General features: G+C 42.3%; 23 protein-coding genes and 1 tRNA gene. 17 read left to right on the top strand and 7 right to left on the bottom strand.

Features of this window, described 5'->3' with window-relative positions; genetic code table 11:
• Positions 1 to 2 precede the first annotated feature (2 nt).
• Positions 3 to 1,079 (bottom strand): hypothetical protein, encoded by a 1,077-nt coding sequence (locus tag KD145_RS25100; RefSeq protein WP_212002581.1) that lies wholly within the window; start codon positions 1,077 to 1,079, stop codon positions 3 to 5.
• Between the two features lie 89 nt (positions 1,080 to 1,168).
• Here KD145_RS25100 and KD145_RS25095 point away from each other — a divergent pair, with 89 nt between their 5' ends.
• The 5 genes from KD145_RS25095 (at position 1,169) to KD145_RS25075 (ending at position 6,182) form a co-directional block, all read left to right on the top strand.
• Entirely contained in the window at positions 1,169 to 1,873 is a 705-nt protein-coding gene (locus tag KD145_RS25095; protein WP_212002580.1) for a response regulator transcription factor, read from the top strand.
• Positions 1,870 to 3,228, top strand: a complete 1,359-nt coding sequence (locus KD145_RS25090; protein WP_212002579.1) for a HAMP domain-containing sensor histidine kinase — start codon at positions 1,870 to 1,872, stop codon at positions 3,226 to 3,228. Before KD145_RS25095 ends, KD145_RS25090 begins: the two co-directional genes overlap by 4 nt.
• Before the next feature lie 109 nt (positions 3,229 to 3,337).
• Positions 3,338 to 3,823 carry a hypothetical protein gene (locus KD145_RS25085; RefSeq protein WP_212002578.1) on the top strand — a complete coding sequence of 162 codons (486 nt, stop codon included), beginning with the start codon at positions 3,338 to 3,340 and terminating at the stop codon, positions 3,821 to 3,823.
• A 20-nt stretch (positions 3,824 to 3,843) separates the two neighbouring features.
• Positions 3,844 to 4,758, top strand: coding sequence for a bestrophin family protein (locus KD145_RS25080; protein WP_212002577.1), 915 nt, complete (start codon positions 3,844 to 3,846; stop codon positions 4,756 to 4,758).
• 191 nt (positions 4,759 to 4,949) lie between these two features.
• Complete coding sequence (locus KD145_RS25075; protein WP_212002576.1) at positions 4,950 to 6,182, top strand: ROK family protein; 1,233 nt, start codon at positions 4,950 to 4,952, stop codon at positions 6,180 to 6,182.
• A 2-nt stretch (positions 6,183 to 6,184) separates the two neighbouring features.
• On the opposite strand, the gene KD145_RS25070 is transcribed toward KD145_RS25075, so the two are convergent.
• The gene (locus tag KD145_RS25070) at positions 6,185 to 7,075 is read right to left on the bottom strand and encodes a DUF1266 domain-containing protein (RefSeq protein ID WP_212002575.1); all 891 of its coding nucleotides are present in this window, start codon (positions 7,073 to 7,075) and stop codon (positions 6,185 to 6,187) included.
• Positions 7,076 to 7,277: 202 nt separating this feature from the next.
• Between KD145_RS25070 and KD145_RS25065 the strand changes: the two genes are divergently transcribed.
• From KD145_RS25065 to KD145_RS25045, 5 genes are all read left to right on the top strand, one after another.
• Positions 7,278 to 7,351 (top strand) — tRNA-Asp (locus tag KD145_RS25065).
• A 325-nt stretch (positions 7,352 to 7,676) separates the two neighbouring features.
• Positions 7,677 to 8,093: a DUF1016 N-terminal domain-containing protein gene (locus KD145_RS25060; protein WP_212002574.1), complete on the top strand. Its 417-nt coding sequence runs from the start codon at positions 7,677 to 7,679 to the stop codon at positions 8,091 to 8,093.
• Positions 8,011 to 8,298 carry a PDDEXK nuclease domain-containing protein gene (locus tag KD145_RS25055; RefSeq protein WP_308219035.1) on the top strand — a complete coding sequence of 96 codons (288 nt, stop codon included), beginning with the start codon at positions 8,011 to 8,013 and terminating at the stop codon, positions 8,296 to 8,298. The genes KD145_RS25060 and KD145_RS25055 overlap by 83 nt, the downstream gene beginning before the upstream one ends.
• Positions 8,299 to 8,467: 169 nt before the next feature.
• On the top strand, positions 8,468 to 9,841 hold the full coding sequence (locus KD145_RS25050) for a S41 family peptidase (RefSeq protein ID WP_212002572.1): 1,374 nt from the start codon (positions 8,468 to 8,470) through the stop codon (positions 9,839 to 9,841).
• 257 nt (positions 9,842 to 10,098) lie between these two features.
• On the top strand, positions 10,099 to 10,650 hold the full coding sequence (locus KD145_RS25045; protein ID WP_212002571.1) for a dihydrofolate reductase family protein: 552 nt from the start codon (positions 10,099 to 10,101) through the stop codon (positions 10,648 to 10,650).
• 170 nt (positions 10,651 to 10,820) lie between these two features.
• On the opposite strand, the gene KD145_RS25040 is transcribed toward KD145_RS25045, so the two are convergent.
• Entirely contained in the window at positions 10,821 to 11,210 is a 390-nt protein-coding gene (locus KD145_RS25040; protein WP_212002570.1) for a hypothetical protein, read from the bottom strand.
• 549 nt (positions 11,211 to 11,759) lie between these two features.
• On the opposite strand from KD145_RS25040, the gene KD145_RS25035 reads away from it, so the two are divergent.
• A complete protein-coding gene (locus tag KD145_RS25035; RefSeq protein ID WP_212002569.1) occupies positions 11,760 to 12,593 on the top strand; it encodes an isocitrate lyase/phosphoenolpyruvate mutase family protein in 834 nt (277 codons plus the stop codon).
• 123 nt (positions 12,594 to 12,716) lie between these two features.
• Here the strand turns inward: KD145_RS25035 and KD145_RS25030 are convergent, their stop codons facing one another.
• Genes KD145_RS25030 through KD145_RS25020 form a run of 3 tightly spaced genes read right to left on the bottom strand, consistent with a single transcriptional unit; the run spans position 12,717 to position 18,431 of the window.
• Complete coding sequence (locus KD145_RS25030) at positions 12,717 to 14,108, bottom strand: TolC family protein (RefSeq protein WP_212002568.1); 1,392 nt, start codon at positions 14,106 to 14,108, stop codon at positions 12,717 to 12,719.
• Positions 14,109 to 14,131: 23 nt separating this feature from the next.
• Positions 14,132 to 17,290, bottom strand: coding sequence for an efflux RND transporter permease subunit (locus KD145_RS25025; protein WP_212002567.1), 3,159 nt, complete (start codon positions 17,288 to 17,290; stop codon positions 14,132 to 14,134).
• A gap of 1 nt (position 17,291) precedes the next feature.
• A complete protein-coding gene (locus KD145_RS25020; protein ID WP_256441231.1) occupies positions 17,292 to 18,431 on the bottom strand; it encodes an efflux RND transporter periplasmic adaptor subunit in 1,140 nt (379 codons plus the stop codon).
• Positions 18,432 to 18,552: 121 nt separating this feature from the next.
• Here KD145_RS25020 and KD145_RS25015 point away from each other — a divergent pair, with 121 nt between their 5' ends.
• From KD145_RS25015 to KD145_RS25005, 3 genes are all read left to right on the top strand, one after another.
• Positions 18,553 to 20,034 carry a PLP-dependent aminotransferase family protein gene (locus KD145_RS25015; protein WP_212002565.1) on the top strand — a complete coding sequence of 494 codons (1,482 nt, stop codon included), beginning with the start codon at positions 18,553 to 18,555 and terminating at the stop codon, positions 20,032 to 20,034.
• A 178-nt stretch (positions 20,035 to 20,212) separates the two neighbouring features.
• Positions 20,213 to 20,947, top strand: a complete 735-nt coding sequence (locus KD145_RS25010; protein WP_212002564.1) for a helix-turn-helix transcriptional regulator — start codon at positions 20,213 to 20,215, stop codon at positions 20,945 to 20,947.
• 65 nt (positions 20,948 to 21,012) lie between these two features.
• A complete protein-coding gene (locus KD145_RS25005; RefSeq protein WP_212002563.1) occupies positions 21,013 to 21,558 on the top strand; it encodes a dihydrofolate reductase family protein in 546 nt (181 codons plus the stop codon).
• 246 nt (positions 21,559 to 21,804) lie between these two features.
• On the opposite strand, the gene KD145_RS25000 is transcribed toward KD145_RS25005, so the two are convergent.
• Positions 21,805 to 22,929 (bottom strand): FAD-dependent monooxygenase, encoded by a 1,125-nt coding sequence (locus KD145_RS25000; RefSeq protein ID WP_212002562.1) that lies wholly within the window; start codon positions 22,927 to 22,929, stop codon positions 21,805 to 21,807.
• 166 nt (positions 22,930 to 23,095) lie between these two features.
• On the opposite strand from KD145_RS25000, the gene KD145_RS24995 reads away from it, so the two are divergent.
• From KD145_RS24995 to KD145_RS24985, 3 genes are all read left to right on the top strand, one after another.
• Entirely contained in the window at positions 23,096 to 23,647 is a 552-nt protein-coding gene (locus KD145_RS24995) for an antibiotic biosynthesis monooxygenase (RefSeq protein ID WP_212002561.1), read from the top strand.
• Positions 23,648 to 23,697: 50 nt separating this feature from the next.
• A complete protein-coding gene (locus KD145_RS24990) occupies positions 23,698 to 24,375 on the top strand; it encodes an RNA polymerase sigma factor (RefSeq protein WP_212002560.1) in 678 nt (225 codons plus the stop codon).
• A gap of 79 nt (positions 24,376 to 24,454) precedes the next feature.
• Positions 24,455 to 25,702, top strand: a complete 1,248-nt coding sequence (locus KD145_RS24985) for a FecR family protein (protein WP_212002559.1) — start codon at positions 24,455 to 24,457, stop codon at positions 25,700 to 25,702.
• Positions 25,703 to 25,850 lie beyond the last annotated feature (148 nt).

Raw genomic sequence — 25,850 nt, 5'->3', positions numbered from 1 at the left:
TATCAGGGAATAAAGGACCCGATTTGCGTAACGGAAATGTGATCATTCTGTATTAGCAGAGCACCTTTCTGAGACAGTTGTTGCAGGATAGCTGTTGTTTCTTCCGGAGATAACATGTCTTTGTAATGGTCAATGACAGCAGCTATGCTGATTGGGCCTTCTCCTGCATTACGGACAAAATGCATAAAAGCATCTTCCCGGTAAGTAATGTTCCTGCCGAAACAGAGCCTGAACGTGGAAGTTTCTTCCAGGGCCTCTGCGATAATATTGTATCCGATGATGACGTAATATAACCGGTCATATGACTCGAGTTCAGCATCATCAAAATAATAATTCGTTCCTTCAAACTCCAGCTGCACGGAAGGCTCTTTGTAAGTTTGAAAGGGCTGCAACTCATCCCGGATGTCCTGGCTATGCTGTTCCTTCCATTTCAACACTGCTGCTAAAGGCAGGTCTGCTGCAGTCCAGTTGTCGGTATTTTCCCAGGCCGTTGTATCCATATCCTCCAACAATGGCGGGAACAGTTCCTTAAACTCATTGAAATGTCCGGGGAACAGCGACTCCGGCGTTCCATTGGCGATTTTTATCAGATGTGCAACATTGTATAACGGTTCATCGGACTGCAGTGCTTCTTTGTTTTTTCTTTTCAGAGAGCAGTGGTAGCATATTTCCTTTGACACGTGTTCGGATATGTGAGGCATGATCAGTTTACCACAGTCTGCACAAGGGATGCCCAGCTGCCTTTCGGTCCAGGCCGGACAGTTCGACTCCGGATAATCGGGGGAAGGGAAATAAAATTCGAGGCCATATTGTTGTACGGCCATTTTTCCCCATTCCTTTGCCAGGAATGTTTCCGGCCAGGGCGACGTTTCTCCCTCAGGGACCCAGAAATCCGGTGGCAGCATAATATCACCTAAATAATGCTTTTCCAGCGGGCCGTTTTGAGATTGAACATACAAGTTCAGGTAAAGACGCCAATCATGGGCATTGCCGTTCCATAAGGCTTCCAGCACTTTGGGTTCACCGCCGGCAGCTATGATTTGTTCGTCCAGGTCAACATAACTATAGAGGTAAGACATAGATCAATGGTTCTTATTTTTCCTTTCGCAAGATAGAAATATTTTGCCAGGGATGACCTTTAGTTGACATGTCCTATATTTGTTGATGTATGAAATTATTATTGATAGAGGACGAACCTGCTGTGGTATCGGTTATCACACGCGGTTTGGCGGAAGCCGGCTATGAGGTAAGCGTAGCGCCTGATGGCACCAGCGGTCTGCGTATGGCGCTGGACAATCCCTCTTTTGTACTGATCATACTGGATGTGATGTTGCCCAATATGAATGGGATAGAAGTATGCCGGTCACTGCGTAATGCACAGCTCTCTACTCCTATCCTGATGCTCACCGCACTGGGCACCACAGAAAATATTGTCATGGGACTGGATAGTGGCGCAGACGACTATCTGGTAAAACCGTTTAAGCTGGCCGAGCTGGAAGCGCGCATACGCAGCCTGCTGCGGCGGAAAAGTAATATAGCCGTTCCCGTAGTACCGGCAGCAGAACAGGCTGCCCTGCTTCAGCTGGGTGACCTGGAACTAAATACCGACACCAAAGCCGCCAACAGACAGGGGAACACCATACAGCTCACCGCCACCGAATACCGGTTGCTGGAATATCTGATGAAAAATCCGCGCAAAGTACTGTCGCGTATGGAAATACTGGAACAGGTGTGGGGCATCGATTTCAACACCAATACAAAAGTGGTCGATGTTTACATTAACTATCTCCGGAAAAAAATCAACAAAAACAACCTGCCGGAACTGATACAAACCGTTACCGGACTGGGTTACATGCTGAAGGAAAACGAATGAAGATACGTACCCAGATATTGCTCATCTTTGCAGGGCTCACCATCTCCACCATCATGGTGATGAGCATCCTGGTGTATTATTTTGCCAACCAGCATTCCTTTGAAGATTTTTACAAACGGCTGGAGATACGCGCCTACATTACCGCTAAGGCTTCCCTGCCCTATTATGAGGAAGACTCCGTGATCTATAACGAAATACGCGATGAACATCTGGAAAAACTACCCTCAGAAAAAGAATACCTGCTGCAGGTAAGCGGAAGAGGACAAATCAACCAGGACAGTACGCTGAAACTGCCTGCCAGCTTTTATCACCAGGTGCTCACCCAAAACAAGGCCACCCACCGCAATGGCAATCGCTTTTATGAAGGCGTGCTGTATAAAAGCAAGCAGGGGCTGTATATCGTTATAGTGTCGGCCATCAACCAGTACAGCAGTGAATACCTGGCCTGGCTGCGTAAGATACTGCTGATCTGTTTTGTGGTTTCGGCAGCCATCCTCATCGGCACAGGTATCTTCTTCTCCCGGTATATCCTCCGGCCTATCCGGGATATCATGAACCAGGTAAAAAGCATCAGCTCGCGTAACCTGCATCTGCGGCTGGATGCCAAACAAAGCCGGGATGAGATCAACGAACTGGCCACGACATTTAACAACATGCTGGACCGCCTGGAAACAGCCTTCGAAACACAGAACAACTTTGTCAGCAATGCCTCGCATGAGCTAAGTACACCACTTACCGCCATCATCGGAGAAGCGGAGCTGGCCCTCAATAAAAGCAGGACGCAGGAAAACTATGTGGCCGCTTTACGGAATATCCTCAGTGAGGCCGGCAGACTGGAACATATTACCAAAAGCCTGTTGCATCTGGCACAAACAGGTTTTGACGGCAAAAAGCAGGACTGGGGCCAGGTACGAATGGACGAGCTGCTGTTCACCATCAAAAACACGATTGATAAAATACATCCTGGCAACCGGGTAGAAATAGATTACAGTCTTTTCCCCGAAGAAGAGGAAAAGCTTTCTGTGTCAGGCAATGAGCAACTGCTGGAGCTGGCGCTGAGCAACATTGTGATGAACGCCATCAAGTATTCCAACAACCAACCCGTTTCCATCGCGCTGGCGGCCACTGACCTGAAAGTACTCATTAATGTAAAAGACATGGGTATCGGTATTCCGCAAGCGGACCTTCCCTATATCTTCTCTCCTTTCTTTCGGGCCTCCAATACCGGCCACTTCAAGGGTTATGGTATCGGCTTGCCATTGGCCATGAATATTATCCGGATGCATAAAGGTGATATTATCGTACACAGTCAGGTAAACGCCGGAACTGAGATCAGGGTGGAGCTTCCACTGTAGCGGCCGTTATTCTTACCGTTTTCTTACCATATTCTTACAACCTTTTAACTTCCTTCTTACCAGTTACTAATATCGCGGTTCTAGTTTTGTTGTTATAAAAGCAACAGCTATGAAAAATATACTCATTCCTACGGACTTCAGCATACGCTCACTTGGATATGTGCACAGTGTGGTTGCACAACACCCCAACGAAACTGTTAACATCATCTTCATGCATGCTTTGAATATGCCGGATTCACTGTTTGAACTTATTACGTATACCCGTAACAGCCGGCATATTGATTTGATCACGGCTGATTTTAAAGATGGTTGTGAGATCATCCGCAACAAATATGCATCATCTGTCAGCAAGCTGAAAGTGGAATTCTTCCATGGCAATACCCGTGCGGCTTTCCGTAATTTCTGTCTGGCGCAGAATATAGATCTGATTGTATTGCCTACAGACAATGAATATCTGTGTCCGTCTAAAAGGAGTTACAATCCTGCCAAACTGATCAGCAGTTCAAAGTATCCGATTCTCAAAACAACATTGGCCAGAACCCATAAAGTGGTGACCCGATCTACCATTTCCGCGCTGTTGATGGCTACAGAGTAAACTTTTAAAAACAGGGTATTATGTTACTAAAGAAGAATATCCCCTTAAAATATGTATTTGGTAAAATACGTTACGAAATCCTGCTGGTGGCCGTTTATACCATGGCGATCAACACCTTGTACTACCGTTTTGATTTTACCGATATCAGTATTCCTATAGCTGTTCCGATGGTATTGGGCACTGTCTTGTCTTTGCTGCTGGCTTTCCGGTCCAACCAGGCGTATGATCGCTGGTGGGAAGCCAGAACCATCTGGGGCGCTATTGTCAATGATTCTCGTTCCCTGACGAGGCAGGTCCTGAGTTTGATGGATGCAACGTATCAGTCAGAAGAGCTGGCCCATTTCCAGGAACGATTTGTAAAGCGACAGGCAGCCTGGTGTTTTAGTCTTGGTCAGTCACTACGAAAAACCGATCCGTTAAAAGGTTTGGACAGGTTATTAACAAGGAGGGAGTTAAATCATTTGATGAAATATGATAATGTGCCAGCTGCCTTGTTGCTTTTACATGGTAAAGATCTCAAACTGGCGCTGGACAATGGCTGGATCAACCAGTACCAGCAGATGTGCATGGACGAAACGTTGTCAAGGCTTACTGATTCCATGGGTAGATGTGAAAGGATCAAGAACACGGTGTTTCCGGCTACCTATAGTCTGTATACGCACTTTACGCTGATCTTTTTTATACTCCTGCTGCCTTTTGCGCTGATAGATGTGATGGGTTTTATGGAGATACCGCTGGTGATTGCGATTGCTGCTTCTTTCCTGCTGATAGAAAAGATGGGCATCAATCTGCAGGACCCTTTCGAAAATAAACCTACAGATACGCCGGTGACAACCATTGCACGCAATATTGAAAAAGACCTGCGGCAGATGTTGCAGGAACAGTATGAGCCACAGGAAGACATGCTCGTAACGCAAAAGTATTATGTATTGTAGACAAAATGCTCATGTGTCAGTAAACGTCTGAATAAGGGACGTAAATTTTATAGCGTTATAAATATAACCCCGGTCTATACCGGGGTTTTTCTTCATTCAAATACATTATATTTTTATAACATACATATATCTCTCCCCAATGAAAGAAAATCACTATCTTGTATATCTATCAAATCCTTTATCAACCACTAATGGCAAGGAATAATTCATTTCTCAGCGACTTGTATAATGAGGAAATAACAGGGGTAGCCTACAAAAATCTGCAACTAAAGAAGAACATTCTATCATGGTTTGCCAATCAGGGAAGCACTACTATTGCTGATCTGAGCAAGGTGCTGAACGTGAGTTCACCTAAAATTGCGGAGCTGATCAATGAACTGATAGAAGCTGATCTGGTAAAGGATTACGGCAAAACAGAATCGGCTGTAGGCCGGCGGCCCAACCTCTACGGGCTGGAATCCAATTCCCTGTTCTTCCTGGGTGTGGAAGTAAAAAACACGCATATCAACATTGGTTTGCTCAACTTTCAGAAGGAGCTGGTGAAGTTCCAGGAGAAGATACCTTATGAGCTTAGCAATACCGAAGCCTCGCTGGATGAGCTTTGCCGCCTGATCAACCAGTTTATCAAAGAATTGAAAGGTGCTGCCCGCAAGATTTCCGGTATTTGTATCAACCTGTCCGGCCGTATCAACTACCGTACAGGGTATAGTTACAGTTATTTTTATTTTAACGAGGAGCCGCTTACCCGGGTGATTGAAAAGAAGCTGGGTATCAAAACCTATGTAGAAAACGATTCCCGGTCTATGGCTTATGGAGAGTTCTGCAGCGGGGTGGTTAAAAACGAGAAGAACGTCATTTTTATCAATGCCGATTATGGTATAGCCCTGGGCGTTATGATCAATGGGGAGTTGTATTATGGCAAATCCGGCTTTGCCGGGGAGTTTGGCCATATACCCTTTTTTGACAATGAAATCCTGTGCCATTGCGGCAAAAAGGGCTGTCTGGAAACGGAGACCTCGGGCCAGGCATTGATACGGCAGTTCAGGCAGCGGTTGAAAGAAGGGGCTACTTCCAGTATCACCAAAAAAATCCCGAATGTAAAAGATATCACCCTTGAAGATATCCTGGATGCTGCCAATCACGATGATACGCTGGCCATAGAGCTGATTGCCAGCATCGGGGAAAAGCTGGGTAAGGGTATCGCCATTCTGATCAACCTGTATAACCCGGAGCTGATCATTCTCGGCGGCGCCTTGTCGGGCACGGGCGAAGCTATATTCCTTCCTTTGAGAAGTGCTATCAATAAATATTCACTCAGCCTTGTCAACAACGATACGCAGTACAAATTGTCCAGGTTGGGCAGCAAAGCAGGCGTAATCGGTGCTTCCCTGCTGGCCCGCAATAAGCTGTTTGATATGTTATGATTTTATGCTTTCCAGGATAGTAGCGTCCAGGGGCTGTCTGTGGCTTGTAACAGGTAGTCCATGTTGTTTTGCAAGGCCTGGAAGCTGTCTTCCTCTACCCCATTCCACACGCAGCGGGCAAACTGATAGGATAAGGACAAATGTTTCCAGGAGCTGTAGGTTCGTCTGATGGCCGGTACACATTCCATGATTTCCTGCAGTGCCTGTTCCTGGCTGATATAACCGGCGTCAAAGCCGGCGCGGGCCAGGTTGATGATGCGGGCGAAGTCCCATATCAGCATATCGGGCTGCAGTTTGTCGTATATCAGGTTTTTCTTTCTGAAAAGCTCCAGGGCATCGCGGGTATTGCGGAGCCTTTCCATCACCACTGCTTCCTCCAGTTCGTTGGCAATAATGTATTCCCGCAGGAAAGCCTTGCTTTCCTTCATGGATACGCTGTTGAGCGCCTGCAGGATGATATCGTATTCTATGCGGTGGCCGCTGTCGCGCAGCCAGTCGAACATTTCGGTCAGTTCTTCCGTACTGTCTATGTCCCACCATTCAGATAACAGCTGCCGGCATTCGTGTCTGGTGATACCGGTGGAGATATCGTTGAGGTATTGCCCGTTGAGGAAGGCCAGGTCGGCCCCGCAGGCGACAGCCCATTGTTGTTCAGATGTCAGGAGGCTGGCGGGGTTTAAGCGTACCGCTTCCGGTTCGCGGCAGAGTGCTTCTTCGTCGGCATCATCGCCGGTGAAGAACTGGTTGAACTGTTTTAAGTTTTCGTCAAATGGGTTCAACGGGCCGTTCATAGCCTGTTCCATTTGCTGGCGGTACATCTCAAGCGCATCATTGTTCAGGCCCATATTTTTGAGCTGCTGCCAGTACATTTGCATATACTGCTGGGAATTCATTCGGAATGGTTTATAGGGTCAGGTTGTATTCGAAAAAAATTACATACAAGGTATGCATTCCCGTTATAATAACCAAAAACTTCTCTGGTGGCTGGCTTATCTTCGGTGAGTAGTGAAATAATTCTGCAGTATTCAGGTTTTATCAAACTTTTTTTGATAAAATGAATAAATTATTTTTACATTTGCACCCACTGCAACAAACGGATTGGTAGTTCAGTTGGTTAGAATGCCGCCCTGTCACGGCGGAGGTCGCGGGTTCGAGTCCCGTCCAGTCCGCAAGAGTATAAAGCCTTCAGACTATGTTTGGAGGCTTTTAATTTTAACCTGTTCCTGGGACGGGTACGACTCCACGCATAGTACAAAACAGCGATACAAATTCTCATCGAATTTCTATCGCTGTTTTGTTTTTTAGAGGGTTGGTTCTCAGCGGAACCAGCAACGCGCTTGTACCAAAAGAAAAGCCGACAATACCTCACCGGGTGAAGCATAGAACCATGCCGAATGATATCCAAAGGTGTCATTTCCAAGCGAGCCACGAGTAAAGGTTTTGTGAAAAAATAAAGAAATCTCATTAATCATATCTATTGTTAAAACCATAGTTATGTTAATCAACCAGTCTTTTATTACAGACATCAAATCGATCATTTCAGATTCAAGAGAAAATGCTATTCGCACAGTAGACCATCAGCGGACGCTGATGTATTGGCATATTGGTAAACGTATTTTTGAAGAAGAACAAGAGGGAAAAGACCGGGCGGACTATGGTACCTATCTGATAAAGTACCTTTCTGAAAAGATTCAACCGGAGTTTGGTAGCGGTTTTTCGACCAGACAGTTAGAGCGTTATCGCCAGTTTTACCGCACATTTCCAATTGCGTCCGCACTGCGGACGCAATTGAGCTGGACTCAGTATAAATTGCTATTAAGTGTTGATAATGAGGATGCTAGGGCCCCAAAAGCTAACCCATCAGGATATAGGACAGCTGCAGATGTATGTAAATTATTACGACCGGATTGAGAAGTTGCCACACGAAAACGCCACCATTGGTATTTTGCTTTGTGCGAATAAAAATGATGCGGTAGTGAAATTTACGCTGCCAGAAGGACAAAAGCAAATCATTGCCAGCCAGTATAAGCTTTACCTACCAACTGAAAAGCAATTATTGGATGAGGTAAATAAAGAGTTAGTGAGTTTTGAGGAAAAGGATAATAAATTCCCTTAACGTCTCGCTGTCAATAATTTACCAGTTCGACAATTTGGAGCTTGTCTATACTTGTTTAAAAACAGGTATGGCTTCGTCAAAGAAAACCAAGTTACCTCCAGCACCTCTTACTCCTGCGGCCTTGCAAATGTGCCAGAGAATACGTAACATGCGGAAACCATGAATAACAATGATCAGGCTTCCTGCTCTTTTAATCCTGTTGCTGGCAAACGTATTTTTTGTACTCTCTCTTGCATCCGGGCAGGATAACGGGTTTCAACCGGACCGCGTATTTCCTGTAAAGGCATTGCAGGAAGACTTGCAATACCTGCGCTACAAACTGGAAACAACGCATCCTAATTTGTACCAGTATACTCCCCGGAAAAATTTTGTGATTTTTATGGATAGCCTGCACAACGCTATTCAACAACCTATGACGGAAAGAACGTTCTATGGGTTGATTACCTTATTAAACGGAAAGGTCAAAGATGGGCATACGATGGAGTTGTTGAGCGAAGCCACGCGAATGTATCACAATAGAAACAGTTTGTTCTTCCCTTTCCATGTGTTCGTTTCAGGCAACCGGTTGTTTGTGCAAATACCTTGTTTGAAAGATACTTCACTGGCGCGCGGCACAGAAATTATCAGCATCAACAGCCAACCTGTTGCTACCATCGTCCAACAATTACTCGATAGGCAGATCAGGGACGGGAATAATCTTCAATATGCCCAGTGGGTTATAAGCAATTATTTTAAAGAGTACTACAGTTTTTTATTTGGTTACCCCACAACATTTATTTTACAGTATAAAGAAAAGGATGGCGGAATAGGAACCGCTGCTATTGGGGCTTTACCGAAAGACAGTATTCAATTTTACAAATCCATTAATGATCTACAGTCTGCAGTTTCAAAAAAAGGGCGAGGTATTATTTATGAAAAATGGCCATTAGCGCATACAGCGCTGCTCGCTATTAAAACCTTTAATGTTGATTTGCTGGAATCCTTATATGAACAAAATTTCGACAGCACTATCCATGCAATCTTCTCTACAATACAACATGACCAGGTAGAGCATCTCGTGCTTGATTTGAGAGATAACCAGGGCGGCGATTTCGCTCCTGGCAAACTGTTATTATCCTACCTTATCAAAAAGCCCGTCCATTACCTGTCAGGCAGTAAAGAAGCATTGTGGATTTTGCCTGCATCGCATTGTTTCAAAGGAAAGCTCTATGTATTAATCAACGGAGGAAGTTTTTCCAATGCGGCAATTGTAAGCGCGTATCTACAACAATCGCAGCGGGCCGCATTTATTGGAGAAGAAACGGGTGGTAATCGCACACAGATCAGTGGTGATGCTGAGGAGTATATTTTACCCAATACAAAAATCGTTTGTTACATCGCCAGCCACTCCTATCAAATCAATCCATCAAAGAATGATGGCCATGGTGTGCAGCCTGATCATATAGTTATTCCTCAGCGTGAAGATATCATTATTGGCAGGGATCCGGCCAAAGCATTCGTTCAGGAAATGATCAAAAAACAAGGATCACATGAAGGCTTTTGACAGGCTGCAGCAGATTTGGCTATGATCAGCGACACTCATTGGAAGACCTGAACCAGGATGAGAGTTTCGGAACTCTACCGCCAGGCTTGTTAACAAAAGTTGAGGATTCCTACCAGATCATCGTTTAAATTAATTTATTTTATTTTATTTTAGATGAGATTAAAAGATCCTTTTTTTGTCGCGGATCGTCCCCACCATATTTAGTGTCATTCTTATTTTCGACTTATATCTTTAATGATCAAACAAAAACTATTAAAATGAGACCTGTAACATTCGGTATGAATATTAGTATAGATGGCTATTGCGATCACACTGCTTTTAATCCCAGTGAAGAGCTTTATGACTATTTCACAGGGATGATGGACGACGTCGATCTGCTCTTTTTCGGCCGTATCATGTATCAGCTCATGTTCCCCTATTGGGCCGATATTGCAAAAGATCAATCCGGCACAGCAGATGAAAATAGATTTGCGGAAAAACTTACTTCCATCGACAAAGTTGTTATTTCACGATCATTAGACAGTGTGCAGGAAAACACACGGATTGTTCGTAGCAATCCCGCAGAAGAACTACTGAAACTAAAACAGCAACCCGGCAAAAAAATCTCAGTAGACAGCGTGAGTATGCTTCCGGAATTGATAACAGCAGGCCTTATCGATGAATTTAATTTAGTTGTTCATCCGGTGATTGTGGGGAAAGGAAGACTATTGCTGGATGTCGGCAGCCTTCACGAAAACCTTAATTTAAAGCTGGTTAATACCATAATTTTCAAATCCGGATGTGTAGCACATCATTACTTGAAACAGTGACAGAAGAATTTGCGCCAGATGGTTTGCGTGGAGGAACAGTATTTTTCTACTTTTGAACATATTATGCCGTTCGGGCTGACCAAAAAGTAACCTCTGATCAGCCCACCGGTATATTTTAGAACCAATTGATGAGTATTTTTAAGTACCAGGAAATTGATTACAATTACGCTTTAAAAATGCATCGGCCCGTGAAGTTGTATAAATACGTTTTTCGTATTTAGCTCAGTATTGGAAACAGTTGCAGATCCAATGAAATAATCAAATTCCTGAAGAATTCTTACTCCGGAAATTACGTCATCTTCATTTGCATTTATAACAGCTCGTCCTAATGCATCAGTTACCGCCGTCTGATTGGTGGTCTCATTTTTAATCAAAACCTGAGGCGCTGGAGTGGGGCTGCTGCCAATTGTCCAATAAACCGAAACAACGAGTGCTATCCTCCTTGCTACCGGAGCAGATAGTGCAGCGTTTTTTGTTTCCCGGTATTTAACTGTTGTCGGTGTGGCACTGGTACACAGCAACATGATTGAAGTGCTCAAAAGCATCAATAGCGTTTTCATAATCTAAAATGGATTTTACTAATTAAAGTTTAGGGGTTAATAATAACAGCTAAAAATGGGGTTAATAGCCGGTTCAAAAACGGGTAACAAATGTTGATGGTACTAACTAAGAGGAGTTAAAATATTTTTATTTCAATCTCATTCAGATATTTTTTTAACTGAATTTATATTTTCCTATTTGTTCCTCTGGCTAAAATTAGTACACATGCCTGCGGCGCTACAGCAACTGCAAATGTTTCGAATCAAAAGATAATGGAGCAGATATGATGCGATTACTCCTAAAATGAAAATTCAACCGACTAAACCATGAACTGTAATCTATTGTGCCATTGTTTACCACGGTTCATCTGCACGGGGTGGACTACAATGAATATTAAATCTGGCTCCTAAAAACGCTGCATTATATCAATAATTTTATTGGGTAAACTCGAACCAACTGCGAATAATTGTAATGCGCAATTGTCCGCTAAAAAGGGCGAAAGAAGCCACTGTTGAAAAATCCGGCAGAGCAGAAAAAATGACTCCCGATTTAAAAATTGCAATAAATATATGTCAAACACGAAACCTGATCAGGCGCAGAAAGCTGACCAATTTAGAGCTTTGCACCATTCTGACAAATTACTACTATTACCGAATGTCTGGGATTACGTCAGTACAAAGCTGATAACAAAGCTGAACTTTCCTGCAATTGGAACAGCCAGTATAGCCACAGCAATTTCAAACGGCTATCCGGATGGAGAGCATATACCATTTCCCAGGCTTTTGGAAGTGGTACGTAAAATTACAGCTGCAGCTGATTATCTTCCAGTCACGGTTGATATAGAACGTGGGTTTTCAGATTCAATCAATAAACTAGAGGAAAATATAGCTGCACTCATTGAAACCGGAATTGTGGGAATAAATATTGAAGACAGTAATGTTAATCATAGTGACCTCTTGCATATCAAAGAACAATGTAAAAAAATAGCTACTATCCGGAAAGTTGCTAATGACCTGGGAGTTCACCTGTTTATCAATGCCAGAACAGATGTTTATTTTAATCCGGATATAAAAAACCCAGTTGAAGAGGTTTTAATAAGAGCTGAAGCATATGCGGATGCAGGAGCAGACTGTATATACCCGATTCTTGTAAAAACATATGAAGAAGTGGAGGAAATTACTGAAAAGTCCCCTCTGCCGATTAATGTGCTTCTCCTTGAATCGATCAGAGATCTGCAACGGTTACAGGCAGCCGGGGTAGCAAGGGTTAGCCTTGGTCCCTTATTATTTAGTCTTGCCCTGACAAAGATCAGAGATTCAGCAGCAGCTCTTAAACAGCATAAAACAGAGGATCTTTTTGACGGGGAATTGTTGTCATATGAATCACTGCATAATCTTCTATAGATGGAGGATTCATTTAAAGAAACAGGGCCGTCTGATGCTTTGTCAAATATCGAAAGCCACCTAAAAAGTGGCTTTCGCAGACAATCAGCACAACTGCAATACGACAATCATACTACTATTACATTATTGCCAACCTCCCCCCAATGCCCGATACAGATTAATCAATGCCCGCCATTCTGAAAGTCTGTCATTTATATTATCCAGCTGTGCCGAGAGCAAATTTTGTTCTGATGTTAGCACATCTGTGTAATTGGTAGTCGTACTATATCGCAACAACTTTTTTGTGAAATCCACTGATTTTTCCAATGCTTTTAATTGTTTATAGCGGATTATCTGTTGATCTGCAGCGGTATGGTAATCATATAAGGCATCGGAAACTTCCTGCCCGGCAATAATTAACGACTGCTGATAATTCAACAATGATTCCTGTTGCCGGCTTCTTGCAATTTCCAGGCGGGCTTTATTCTGTCCCTTGTTCAAAATAGGTTGAGCAAGGCCTGCGGCAATATTGGCAAAAAAACCAGCAGCAGAGAACCACTCCTTAAAACTATAACTTGAAAAACCTATTGCTCCGGTAATATTGAAGGAAGGATAAAAATATGTTCGTGCGATATTAGTATTTTCAAAAGCAGCCCGAAATGCATATTCAGCTTGTTGCACATCTGGTCTGTTTTTTAAGAGCATTGCCGGTACTCCGATCTGAAGAGAGGCAGTATTTATCTGTTGTTCCGCCAGGCTACTTCTTCTCACTATACCTGGTGGTTCTGCAAGCAATACATTTATTGCATTCTCGGTCGCTCTGATCTGCCGTTTCAGTTTTGGCACCTCCACTTCTGCTGCATATTGATTAGCTTCACTCTGTACCACGGCGGCCCCATTCACTACATTCGATTCTCTCAGAACTTTCATTGCACGGGCATCTTCTTTTCGGTTTAACACAGTCTTTTCCAATACTTCCAATTGCTGATCCAGTGCCAGCAGAAGATAATAATTCCCGGCAATGTCAGCTACAATTTGAGTCTGCACAACTTTCCGTGCAGCTTCCTCTTTCAGCAATTGAGCAAGGGCAGTCCGTTTTGCGCTACCAAGTTTATTCCAGATATCTGCCTCCCAGCTGGCACTTATCCCCACGTCATATTGTGTTGTGGAGTTAATGATGCCGAATCCCTTCGGGTAGGACAAACGTGACCTGGAAATACCAGCATTGCCAGCTACATCAGGTAAAAAGACTGCTTTGCTTTGTATAAAAGCAGCCCTCGATGCTCTTATGCGCTCAATACCTTTTTTGAGATCCAGGTTTTGATTTATTCCTTTTATAATTAATTGCTGTAACAGGGAATCAGTAAAAAAAGTATCCCAGGGCATGCCACCGATGCTGCTTGTGTCAGTATCTAAACGATCCCGGTATAGGCCATTCACCTGCATGTCCGGCCGCTGATATTTTTGTGTGATTTTGCAGGATACCAAAAAAACGGTCATTATGGACAGAACCCACCACTTATAAATATCTTTCATCTATTATTCTTTTAGAAATACGCTCAGTCAATTGAAACAGGGCTTAACTCCCGGGTGATTTTTTTTGAAGGATGACCACCAATCCTTTCCTGCAGGGATTGAAAAATGATAAATAAAACCGGAATAATAAATATCCCAACCAATGTCCCAATAAGCATGCCCCCCACGGCAGCCGTACCAATGGACCGGTTGCTGATGGCCCCAGCACCAGTAGCAAACATTAAAGGCAACAGGCCGAATATAAACGCGAAGGAAGTCATCAGAATTGGACGCAGACGGGTAGTGGCCCCCGCTACTGCCGAATGTACCAGTCCTTCTCCATTCCTTCTGTGCATTACAGCAAATTCCACTATCAGGATGGCATTCTTGGCCAGCAACCCTATCAGCATGATTAAGCTGATCTGGAGAAAGATGTTATTATCTAATCCGAATAAACGGGCAAACAGAAAAGCGCCAGCCAGCCCTACAGGAAGTGAAAGCAGTACAGACAGCGGCAGTATATAACTTTTATACCGGGCGCTCAATAAAAAATAAATAAATACGATGGATAAAATAAATATCAACACTGTTTGCTTACCGCTTATAATCTCCTCTCTGGTGAGGCCGGAAAATTCATATCCGTAGCCACTTGGCAGCGTTGTGGCCCCTACCTCCTGAATGGCCCGGATAGCATCGCCTGAGCTATAGCCTGGATTGGGTGAACCATTTATATAGGCTGAGTTAAAAAGGTTAAAACGATTGATGAATTCTGGTCCATAGATCTTCTTAAGTGTAATAAACTCAGACACAGGTGCCATTACGTTCTTACCATTTCTTATAAAAATACCCTGAAGTGCCTCTGCTGAAGTCCGATGCAACGCGTCAGCCTGAATAATCACTTTATATTGTTTTCCGAAACGGTTAAAGTCCGAAGCATAGATCCCTCCCAGGTAGCCCTGTAATGTCTGCAGAATTGAATTAACCGGCACACCGGCCTCTTTTGCCTTTGCAACATTTACGCTTACTTCAAACTGTGGATAGTTAGTATTGTAGGGCGTTGTTGCGTACATGATTTCTGGTCTTTCCTGCAAAGCCTTCATGAACTTTTGAATCACTTTATCAAATGACTGATAATCTCCGCCTGTTTTATCCTGCAACTGAAACTCAAAGCCACTGCTGTTACCAAATCCCTGCAGTGTTGGTGCTGTAAAGAAAATAATATTGGCCTCGTTTATTCCAGCTGTTTGCGCTACCAGTTTTCCAACAATACTATTGATGTCCTGCCCTTTATGCGTACGCTCGTTCCATGGTTTCAACTTAACATACAAAGATCCATAAGCACCACCGGCACCACTGATCAGATCGCGGCCGGATACCAATGATGATAAGCCGACTTCGGGTATTGATCTGGCAATACTGTCCATCTTATAAACAATCGCCTCTGTACGTTGCTGTGAGGCTGCCGGGGGCAGGATAATATTGCTATATATAAATCCACTGTCTTCATTAGGTACGAACCCGGTTTGGGTAGTTTTTGCCAGGTACCAGAATAACATAGAGAATCCGCCTACAGCCACAATGGCCAACCACTTTCTTCTGGCAAGGAACGTCAACGCTTCTGAATAACGCGCTGTCATAGCCGCGAATGCAGTATTGAAGCTTTGAGAAAACCGCTTTAGTAAATTCCTTTCTGGTATGTGGTTAGCGGTATGTGTCTTTAGCAATAATGCACATAAAGCAGGGCTTAGTGTGAGCGCATTTATCGCAGAAATGATAATAGCAACGGCAAGGGTTAAACCGAACTGCTTGTAAAAGGCGCCTACTGAACCCGTGATAAAAGTAACGGGAACAAATACAGCAGTCATAATCAAAGTAATGGATATAATGGCGGTACTGATTTCATGCATGGCACTGATGGTTGCCTTCTTTACAGAACGCGCACCCTGATCCAACTTGGCGTGTACAGCTTCTACGACTACGATAGCATCATCCACCACAATACCAATTGATAACACCAGCGCAAATAGCGTTAACAGATTAATGGTAAAACCGAACAGCTTCAGAAAAAAGAAAGTACCGATGATTGCAACAGGAACCGCTATTGCAGGTATAAGCGTTGAACGCAAATCCTGCAGAAAAATGAATACCACAATAAATACCAGCATAAAAGCTTCGATTAATGTATGTACCAGCTTATCCATGGAAGCATTCAAAAAATCATTAGCATTGGTGTAAACAGTAAATTTCAATCCCTTGGGTAACTCTTTGGCTGCATCATCCAATATGCTCTCACATTTGTTAATGATATCATGAGCGTTGGAGCCTGACGTCTGATTAACGGCAATATAAGGTGCAGGATAGCCCTGGGCTGTAGTAGTACTGGAGTAGGATGCTGCGCCTAATTCAATTTTCGCTACATCTTTAAGACGTAATACCTGGCCGTTCCCCACAGAACGAAGAACGATGTCGCCGAATTGTTCCGGCTTTTCCAACCTGCCAGTGTATTTTAAGGTATACTGGAAAGATTGGTTACTATTTTCGCCCAGTTTACCGGGTGCCGCCTCAATATTCTGCTCCGTGAGCGCCGCAATAATATCCGCAGGCATAAGGTTATAGGATGCCATTACATCAGGCTTAAGCCATATCCGCATACTATATTCCTGTCCACTATAGATATAGAGGTCTCCTACCCCACTTATCCGCTTTATTTTAGGCAATACATTTATCCGGAGATAATTCTCCAGAAATTTTTGATCGTACTCTTTTTTTTCACTGTATAACAGGAAACTGAATATTTCGCTGCTTAAGCGTTTTGTTGTACTAATGCCAGCTTTCACTACTTCTGCTGGCATCAGGCTGATAGCTTTGTTCACTCTGTTCTGAACATTCACTGCAGCCATATCCGGGTTGGCATCCTGGCTAAAGGTAATTGTTATTACAGCTGTTCCATCATTACTCGCCCTGGAAGTCATATAGGTCATATGTTCCACACCATTGATCTGCTCTTCCAACGGAATAATCACGCTCTTCATAACAGCATCCGCATTGGCGCCCTGATAGGTTGCCGTAACCTCTACGGTAGGCGGTGCTATGTCAGGATACTGGGTAATAGGTAAAGAGTATAATCCCAGTAAACCTAGAATTACTATAATAACAGATATTACCGTAGATAGTACGGGATTCTCAATAAATTTTCGTAACATACTATTGTAATGAAGTCGTTGTTGCTTTAATTTTAATTCCGTCTTTCAGATTAGCTACACCAGATGCTACAATCCGATCTCCCACCTTCAGCCCATTCTGAACTACAAAAAAATCTCCGGGTACACCTTCAACAACTTCTATCGCTGTACTATTGGCTGTATTTTTTTCATCAAGTTTATAAACAAACCTTTTGCCCTGCATTTCATAAGTAGCTTTCTGAGGTACAAGCAATGCATTAGGGATCTCCTGTTGCATACGAACAATGGCACTTCCTCCACTTCTTATTATCCCTAATGCATTAGGAAAAGTTGCCCTGAAACTGACTGCCCCTGTTTCCGTATTTATCAAACCGTTCACTGTTGTCACACGCCCCTTCTCTTTGTATTCAACCCCAGTGGAAAGAATCAATGAAACAGGCGCCAGCTTTTTCAGTTTATCTTCCAGCGTAATACCAGCGTGTGTTTCGGAGAATAACAGGAATTGTTTTTCATTAACTGAAAAATAAGCATATACCTCTTTTATTGCCGACACAGTTGTTAACGGTAGCAAGGAACTACCGGTTACCAGACTTCCGGTTTTATAAGGAATGCCTCCAATCACTCCGTCAACAGGGCTTAGGATGGTAGTATATCCAATATTTATATGCGCATTGACCAGACTGGCTTTTGCCTGTACCAACGCGGCTTCTTTAGTTTGCAATATAAATTTTGCAGTCTCCAGCTCATAGCTGCTGACTATTTCCTCTTTAACAAGTGGAATAACCTTTTCAACCTGCATTCTGGCTGTACCCACCTCCGCTTCTGCACTTTTAATAGCGGCCGCCGCTGTACGCATTTCCTGTTCATATTGAGGCGCATTTATCTTAAAAAGAACCTGACCTTTTTGTACAGATGCTCCTTCATCCACATATATCTTCTCAATAAAACCATCTACCTTTGGTCTTATTTCAATATTTTGTACACCCTGTATGGTAGCAGGATAATCACTGTATAAGCTGGTGTTTTTCATTTCAACAGTTAACACCGGAAATTCCTTTGGCGCGGAGGTTTCTGTTTGATGCTGCGATTTACTCCCACAGGAGTTTAGCACAATTACAGGAAGCAACAGGAAGACGAGACTATTAAGTTTATTACAGAACATGGCGTGACATGGATGCCTTTTAGATAAAAAAATAAATAGTGATCAGTTACTATTCACTCGCAAAACTATAAAGGCATTCATTTACCTTTGGGGGCCAGTTTCAACATTCAATGTAGTCCATATGCTTCCATTTAAGACACTGCTTAAACTTGACAAGGATACCAGTACACCTTTATATCAACAAATATCCAATCAATTAACGGAGCTTATTCTTGACAGTATTATTAAACCAGGAGCGACTTTGCCCGGAACCCGCGAAATGGCGGTTTTACTTGGCGTACACAGAAAAACAATAGTTGCTGCATATCAGGAACTGGAAGCACAGGCCTGGGTTGAAATTGAGCCAAGAAAGAATGTTACGGTCGCAGAAAAACTACCCCGGATAAATCCCAGGGATTTTAATAAATCCAAAATAACGTCTGCCTACACCAGGGACACCGGCTTTGAAGTAAAAAAAATAATTGATTTCCCGGCTTTGGCTCCTCAATCCACAGAATATCGTTTGGTGATCAACGACGGATTTCCGGACCAAAGAATAGCGCCAATAGATCTGCTGCTGAGAGAATACCGTAGTTTGTTCCATAGTTTTTCGCACAGACATACTCCCAATCAAAGCAGTCCAATGGGCTCATTGAGTTTGCGATCTGCACTGGTAGAATATCTATCAGATAGCAGAGGATTAAATATTGACACCAATAATATCCTGCTAACACATGGTGGGCAAATGGCCATTTATATAGCTGCCAAAATTTTACTCCGCCCCGGCTCAACTGTGCTGGTAGGTGAGCCCAATTTCTTTCTGGCCAATCTGATTTTTGAGCAGTTCGGCGCAAAACTGGTAAAAGTTCCCATGGATGAAAATGGAATGAAAATAGACTTTATTGAACAATTCTGTAAGACTCAAAAACCTGACCTTTTATATATCATCCCACACCATCACCATCCAACAACAGTAACACTGAGTACTGACAGGAGAATAAAATTGATGGACTTAATCCGGAAATACCATTTCCCGGTGATTGAAGATGATTACGATTATGATTTTCATTATAATGGTAGTCCAATATTGCCATTAGCAAGCGGGAATCATGGCGGGAATATCATTTACATTGGTTCACTTACCAAATCACTCACTACTTCCGTCCGTTTAGGATACATGATTGCTCCCGGCAATTTTATTCAGGAAGCGGTTTTAGTGAGAACCATTCTGGATTACAGAAACGATTACCTGTTCGAAGGAGCCTTCGCTGCCTTAATGCAAAACGGGGAAATGCAGAAGCATATAAAAAAATCAGTAAAATTGTATCGTGCCCGAAGGAACCGTTTATGTGATCAACTACAGGAGCAACTGGGAAATGTAGTTTCGTTTGCAAAGCCAGCAGGAGGCCTTGCGGTTTGGGTTAAATTCAATGAAGATTTTTCCTTACCCGAAATTTCCAAACAGGTGGCAATTAATGGTATGTTCATGAATGATGGAGAATTTTATAGTTATGGAACAAACCATTTGAATTCTCTACGATTTGGCTTTGCAGGATTAAACGAAAAAGAAATAGATGAAACAGTGGCCATAATAAAGAATGTAACTGATAAAATAGGAAAATGAGAAAGTTCAGCAGCCATAATAACAGTAGCGTTAGTCGCGGTTGATGGAACATCCGGAAAAACAGAAGCGTCCCGCAGCGCGATCGCCTCTAAGATAGTTATCTTACAATGCCTAATTATCCTGGAGCCACTATATCGGCTCCATATCCAGATTATAAATAACCAATTTAGTTTTAGTAATGAAACATAATGAGGCTCAACCTTGCCCGGAATTAGAAACCTATATCCATTCTTTCTGGGAATTGAAAGGTGATGATAGCGACGACCAATGGGAGCGAATATTTCCTGATGGGTGTCCCGGGATAATTATAAATTTAGGGGAACCCTGCAAAACGGATAATGGCCTGACTACTATGGACTATGGTAAAACATACGTGGTAGGGGCAATGACTACTTTTAAGGATAGTTTTATTGACAGGAACACACATCTGTTAGGAGTGTGTTTAAAACCTGCTGTGTTTTCGTCTTTTTACAACTATGCTCCACAAAATGAATTAACCAATCATACTTTTGAATTTGATTTGCCCTATTCATTTGATATTGGAAAGATAAATAAAGCCCCCTATGCTTACCTCAACAGATATTTTTTAGATAGGAAAAGAAGTATCAACCAGTCGCTTCAGTCTGTCCTGAACGATATTCATATTTCCAAAGGAAATGTAAGCATCCGTGAAATTTCTAAAAGGAATTTTACAACTGTCAGGCAATTAGAACGGCTTTTTAAAACTCATATTGGTTTAACACCTAAGGAATATGTAAAGATTATTCGTTTCCAGTCAGTTCTTTCTATGATGAACGATATAAACCAAAAGAAAAGCTTATCAGATATAGCTTTTGAATGTGGCTTTTATGATCAGGCACATCTTACGAATGAAATAAAACGGCACTCGGGTCTTACTCCCGCTCAATTTTAATTTTGTCGCCTTTTTCCAAAAGAGAAACAAGGCCAGGTATGTATTTTTGTAAAAAAGTATTCTGAATGAAAAAAATAATTTTGAATTTAGCCGTTACCTTAGACGGGTTTATTGAGGGGCCAAATGGGGAAGTGGATTGGTGCATTATGGATGATGATATGGATTTTGGTAGTTTTATATCAAGCATCGACACTATATTTTACGGCAGAGTAAGTTATGACGCCTGGGGGAATTTCCAACCAGATACAACAACCAGTCCGGCAGAAAAAGAGATGTGGCAAGGAATACATTCAAAGAAGAAATTTGTTTTTTCACGTCAAAGCAGACAAGATGGCAATGCTACATTCATAAGTTCCGACGTAGTTAACCAGGTTGCTGAAATAAAACGGCAAGGAGGCAAAGATATCTGGCTATATGGTGGAGCAAGTCTTATCAAGACATTTATACAATCAGGTCTTATCGACGTATATAAAATATCGGTACATCCGGTAGTTTTGGGAACTGGTAAACCATTGTTTGAAGACATAAAGGAACGAATAGGTTTAAAGTTGATTGAAACCAATGTTTTTAAATCGGGTGTTGTGCAACTTACCTATGAACCAGGAAACTAAACATAACTTTCGCCTCGCGAGCTTTAAGCCCTCAAATCTTTCGATTTGAGGGCTTTGTTTTTTTGTCGGTTAGTTAGCCGGGAGCTATCAGACTTCCAGCACTGCCGCACCAAAAGGATTATCCACCAACCACAACCCAATGCCTGTTTTATCTCTTTTCATCAGGCAAGCTGTATGACCACTTATGTTAATGGTATTACCATCCGGCGGCTGAACTGAAGAAAATTATCGAATGATGTCCGTGATTTAAATATTCCCTCCAAGCCCGCTTCTTAGTGCCAATTGTTTGCCATACTGTATGAGGTGGGATGCTTCTCTTATTTGTTGGTCATTCCAGTGAGGTAATGCGCTGTCAATATCATCTTTATGATAATACAAACAATCTGCCAGTGCAATAGCATCACGATAGGCTTTAGCAGTGCCGGAAGCGGTATGGGGTCTTACAACAAAAGCCGCATCGCCGAGCAACGCAATACGTCCGCTATACATTTTGGGAACAGCCAGGTCAACAATTACCTGAACAAAAGGATTTTCGGTTTGATGGACCCTGTCCCTGAGAATTGCAGGAAGTTCATCGTTGGCAAGTTGATGAAGGTCGTTGATGGATTTGCTGCTCAGGAAAGCAGGAGGCACGGCATATAGTCTCTTTTTGCCGTCTTTATCCGTGAGTATTTCGTTTAATTGTTGTTCCGATTTATTAAGATACCAAACCCAATTGTATAAACGTTGTCCTTTGTTTAATTCTCCTTTTGTACCCGGCACCATATAGCAAAGCAAGTGAGAATGCCGGTATGGATAAATGGAAAATCTATTCTCAAAAAAAGCAATTTCTTCATCGGTCATTTTACTTTCCGGTATCAACCCACGGTAGGCAACATAACCTGCATAAGCGGGCGCTGATTCCGGCAAAAAATGAGCTCTCGTTACAGAGCTGTAACCATCTGCACCAATAACCAGGTCGGCTGTTTTCCTAATGCCGTTGGCAAAAGTTACCGCTACATGATTGTCTTTTTCCGCTATCGTTTCCAATTGATGACCAAAGTAATACCGGTCTTCCGGAAAGTGATCTTTGAGTTGTTGCCAAATGTAATTCCAGGAGGTGAATGAAGTATCGTTTTTGAATGTGTAAGAAGGATCACCATTACTATTCAGCACTTGTCTTTCATACGCCGGCACACCAAAAACTTCTTTTGCAGAAATATGGTGTTCCTGCAAATAATTCATCATGTCCGGCTGAATAACTAATCCCGCACCTCTGTCCTGCATACGGCCTGCAGAGCGTTCATAAATTTCAACATCGTATCCCTTGCAATCAAGTGCAATACCTGCGCTGAGTCCACCGATAGAGCCTCCTATAATTATTATTTTCATACAGTTTGGGGGATTTTACACTGTTATGTTTATACTACCGGCCTATGAATCCTTCATTTCATGTGCTTTAATGCTCAATAATCATTTCAAAATTTATATTTTTGAATCTATAGCTAAAGATCAACCATTTCGGATAAAATAACAATTAATAATTATACATTCTTTTATGGAAAAAGACGGTGCAACGGTGGTTATATCACACCAGGTTATCGAAGGAAAACATCAGGAATATGAAGAATGGCTGAATGAAATCGGTCCACTTTGCAGAAGCACTGTTGGGCATATTGACTGGCATATTATTCGCCCGATTCCTGGTCTTACCTATTTATACACCATCATCATACGGTTTGATACAATAGACCATCTGAAACGCTGGATGGAGTCTCCGGACAGGAAACGCTTCATTGAAAAAATCCGTCCGCTCCTGGTAACAGATGACAATTACCATATAAAAAACGGGCTGGATTTTTTGTTCACACCGGAAAAAGACAAAGTAAAACCACCTGTCCGATGGAAACAGTTTCTTGTAACATGGTCGGCAATTTATCCTTTGACCACAATTATGCCGCTGATTTTAGCTCCGGTATTAAGATTCCTGAAAGTTCCCCACATACGATTTATTGATTCGTTTTTCATTTCGGGTGTTATTGTGCTACTGATGGTTTATCTGGTAATGCCACATTATACCAAATGGATCAGGAAATGGCTTTATAAATAACTTATAAATATATTTTCACTATTTTAGCCCGACTAAGTAATTGGCTAACAATGGAGGATAAAATGCTTTTGCTTGCAATAGCGGAGGGGGACGAAACTGCATTTGTAAGATTATTTGAAAAACATAGGGCGAAAGTATATTTCGCTGCCCAAAAGCTATTGAAATCAGACATTAGCAGCAAAGATGTATTGCAGGAAGTATTTACGACCATTTGGCTAAACCGGGAGTCGCTCCATGAAATTGAAAACTTTGACGCCTACCTGCATACCATGGTGCGGAACAATATTTATAGTAAGTTAAGAAGAAAGAAGGCGGAAGTAAAAGTTATCAGAACGATTCAGGAAAACAGCGTCGATATGGATAGTGGTACGGAAGAATCCATTAAGTTGCGCGACCTGCAGGCTACTTTATCCCGGGCCGCCCGTTTATTAACCCCTCAGCAAAAACATGTATACCATCTAAGCAGAACAGCAGGATTTAGTCATGATGAAATAGCTGCACAACTAAATATCTCCAAAGAAACCGTAAAGAAACATATTATGGCCGCCAACAAAATTGTACAAACCTTTTTGCGCGACCAAAGTTTCTTACTGGTAATTTTCCTATGCGTTTGCGACTATACACATGATTTTGGTGAATTCTCCCCACACCCTCATGAAAGCCACGTTCTTTCTAATGATGCTAATATATTGATTTCAAACACCTTAGACAATACCGTAGTTTTCTGAAAAAAATATTTTTATTTATCTACCCCTTTGCATAAATGCCATGCGTCTAATATTTTTAGTGGCACTTATATCAGCGTTTATGCAGGACCGATTGCTGGAGTTATTCCACAAGTATGTGAATGATAGTTGTTCCGAGGAAGAACTATCGGAATTATTTGAATTATTTTCCCTTACCGGAAATGAAATAACGGTAAAGGAGCTGATTGCCCAAACCATTGAGGATATTGATCAATATCCGGTACAAATAAGTACATTTCTGAGTATTGCAGATGCCGAAAATATATTAAGAGAAATACTTTCCAACACACCTGATGTAGCTACTGAAACCAATACACAACCAAAGGTATCATTTTCCAGGTGGTGGCACTGGGCATCGGCAGCCATGGTCGCTGCACTTGTTGGCCTGTCAGGCTATTATTACGTTCACCATTCCGGCAACAAGCCATTATCCCAGGTGGCCCGCATAACGCCATCTGATCTGAATATCACCAGTGGCAGTAACAAAGCTACCCTTACCCTGAGCAACGGACAAACCATCGTATTGGATAGTGCCCAAAACGGATTGCTTGCAACGCAGGGACCAGGGCGTGTCGTAAAAACTAAAACCGGTGAAATCATTTATAGTGCAGAAGAAAAGAAAGACGAAGAGATATTATATAACAACATCACCACACCCCGTGGCGGCCAATATTCTCTGCAGCTATCAGATGGCAGTAAAGTATGGTTGAATGCTGCTTCCTCCATCAGATTCCCGGTAGCTTTTCCTGCCGGGGAACGAAAGGTATATATAACAGGAGAGGCATATTTTGAAGTGAAGCACCTGATAGGCAATCATGATCAACCGGTACCATTTATTGTTGAAGCAGATAACAAATCAGCAGCCAATGCCGGCTATAGGGTGGAAGTTTTGGGAACGAAATTCAATATTAACTCCTACTCCAATGAACCGTTTGTAAGTACCACCTTATTGGAAGGAAAAGTAAGAGTACACGCGCACAGCACCACGCAATCACAGGTATTATTGCCTAACCAGCAGGTAAATATAAGCCGGGAAGGAGAAATGAACCTCAATAAGACGATAGATGTGAATGCCATAATAGCATGGAAAAACGGCTATACCCAATTTTCTTCTGTCCCCCTTTCCGCTGTAATGCGACAAATAGAAAGATGGTATGATGTAAATGTTCAATTTGAAGATCATGTCACAGATATAAAATTCACCGGTAAATTAAAACGCAACGAGAATCTATCTGAATTCCTAAAAATATTAGACCTGAATAATATCAAATATGAAATAAATAATTCCACAATTATTATTAAAAATTAACAATAACTCCCCTGGTGGGATCAATCGAAAAGGGATCACTGAATTAACAAAAGCGCTTTTGAATTTAAGAGAGACCGAAGTCTATTGCTCATTACTCAACCAAAAAAATATGATTTTCTTAAACCCTGTATTTGAGAGGATACAGCTA

The sequence above is a fragment of the Chitinophaga sp. HK235 genome (genome assembly GCF_018255755.1).
Lineage (GTDB): Bacteria > Bacteroidota > Bacteroidia > Chitinophagales > Chitinophagaceae > Chitinophaga.
This window is presented reverse-complemented; position numbering and strand designations above follow the sequence as displayed.